The following is a 2,176-nucleotide window of genomic DNA, read 5'->3' as shown; positions in this document are numbered from 1 at the left end:
CAGTCAAAATCAGGAGGTCGTTAGTACTATTTCTCGTCAGATGGCGGCTCTGATGGCCTTCGGAGAAGAACGGGTAAACACACGTCCAGGTCGTGTGAGGCAAGGTGAGCGTAGCGCATCGTCATCTGCAACGTTTGATGGCCGAGCCACATCTGCACCCGTCGAATGTCAATTCCTCCACGCACCAGCCGAGAGGCGCACGTGTGTCGGAGTACATGTGGAACGACGTCGTCGTCCCTTCCGAGGCCCACTTCTCCTTTGGCGGCGTTCCATGTAGCGCGAAAGCGTTGTTGATCGATGTTCGCGAAAGGTCCGTCAGGCGCGCCTGCATGTTCTTGAATAGCGTCAATGGCTCGGGGAGTGAGGGGCACGGTACGGCTTTTGCCGGATTTGGTGATCCAAAAGGTCGCGCGGTTTTCGTAAATATCGTTCCAGCGCAGACCGATGCCCTCGCCTAGCCTAGCACCTGTATCGACAAGGAACACGCACAAGTCCGCATAGAGTTCATCCTTGCTGCGGATGGCCGCGAAAAGTCGATCCTCTTCGTCATACTCCAGGAAACGGATACGGCCTGCCTTCTCTCGTTGGCGGCGAAACTCTGGAAGGCTATGAATATCACCCATCTTGAACGCTTTCCGCAGCAACTTGCTCAGCGCCGCCATCTTTCGATTGATGGTTGCGTTGCTGTTGCCACGTTTGCGTAGTTCGCCAATGAGCCGGTCGACCATCTCGTCCGTGAAGCTGTCAAACGATTGAGCTAGAAGAATCTCATCCAACTCACTGACGAAGGCGATCACATTTTTCTTGTGGCGTCCTGGCTCCCAAAGGATGTCCCCGTACAGCTCTAAGAGCTTGGTAAGTCGGGTAGATTTAACAACCTTGATAGGACCGCTGGCATTAAACTGATAATTGACAGCGTAAGTTTTGCCGATGGAAGAGAGGTCAAGCGCCTCAATCTTTTTATCGGTTTCCTTGCCCATCCCGCCCTCGCTGATCGACAGCGACAAGAATTACCGGGACACGTTGAACTACAATGGGCATTGGGCCAAAGCTGATGCGCTTCGGGTCGGTTTTTTTGGTTCGTGGCCGAACAGCAACAGCCCGCAGTCAGAAGACTGCGGGCTATCGAGATATTTAGATTAGAACGAGCGCTGCAGGCGGAGGAAACCGTCCCACTTGTCGTCAGAGTCTACACCGTTGTCGACATCGGTGTAGTTGATGGTTGCCTTGGCAGCCAGGTTGGTGGTGATCTTGTAATCAGCCGTTACACCAACGCGCCATGCGTCGCCGCCATCGAGGTCGTTGCCGTCAAATGCAACGTTGTCCCAGTACTGAGCGCCAGGAGCGATCGAGAACTTGTCGGAGACCTTGATGGCGTATTCAGCGCCGATCGTCCACTCAGCTGCGTCGAAGTAACGGTTTGCACCGGTCGAGTAAGCAGCGAAGACGCCGAGCGAACCCGGGCCGATAGCAGCCGTCAGCGTGGAAGCGAAAGCAGCTTCTTCAGCGTCGAAGTCGTAACCTGCGAAGAAGTCGAGGGTTACAGCACCGAACTTGCCGGTGATGACGCCGTTGATGCCGATTTCATCACGGTTGTCTTCACGAACGATCGGAAGACCGGTAACCGGATCGACGCCAACGACGATGTCGTCGGTCTTCCAACCAGCTTCCGAGTTGAAAGCATCAACCTGACCGTAAACCGAGAACGAACCTGCATCGTAGGTGTAACGAACAGAGTTGTTCAGCGTGTCGCCCATCAGGCCGCCGTTAGACCACGGACCGCCGTCGGAGAGAACGGTTTCGCCCGGAAGGCCGTTATCGAAGTAGTTGTAGAACTGACCAACGCGGAGACCGCCCAGCTGGAAGTAGGTTTCTTCCAGGTAGAAGTCGGTGTCGGTGTTGGTGTTGGCGCGAAGCGTGATCTTGGAAGCGAGCGTACCGAATTCGGTGTCGTTCTTGGCTTCAACAGCAACCTGACCGCGGGTGTTCGTGCGGTAGCCGCCTTCCTGAGCATTCAGATCGAAGTCCGAACGGCCGTCAACCTGGAAACGAACGTAACCACCGATCTTGAGGCAGGTTTCCGTGCCCGGGATGTAGAAGTAGCCGGTGCCGAAAGCGTCGCAAACGCGAACGTATTCCATCGGCTCGGGCTCAGCAGCCACGATTGCGTCGGCAG

Annotated in this window: 2 protein-coding genes; both read right to left on the bottom strand. The window is 55.6% G+C overall.

The window, feature by feature from the left end; all coding sequences use genetic code 11:
• Nucleotides 1-26: 26 nt before the first annotated feature.
• Nucleotides 27-980, bottom strand: a complete 954-nt coding sequence (locus JNB91_RS30160) for a tyrosine-type recombinase/integrase (RefSeq protein WP_220329109.1) — start codon at nucleotides 978-980, stop codon at nucleotides 27-29.
• A gap of 159 nt (nucleotides 981-1,139) precedes the next feature.
• Nucleotides 1,140-2,176, bottom strand: a 1,037-nt coding sequence (locus JNB91_RS30155) for a porin (protein WP_220329108.1), incomplete at its 5' end; no start/stop codon positions are given.

It is taken from the genome of Aliirhizobium wenxiniae (assembly GCF_019511445.1).
In the GTDB taxonomy this organism is placed as follows: Bacteria; Pseudomonadota; Alphaproteobacteria; order Rhizobiales; family Rhizobiaceae; genus Neorhizobium; species Neorhizobium wenxiniae_A.
Note: the sequence above shows the minus strand (reverse complement) of the source record. Positions and strands in the feature narration are given on the sequence as shown.

Coding starts and splice junctions, on each gene's coding strand:
- JNB91_RS30160 (WP_220329109.1), bottom strand. CDS start 980: ATGGGCAAGGAAACCGATAAAAAGATTGAGGCGCTTGACCTCTCTTCC.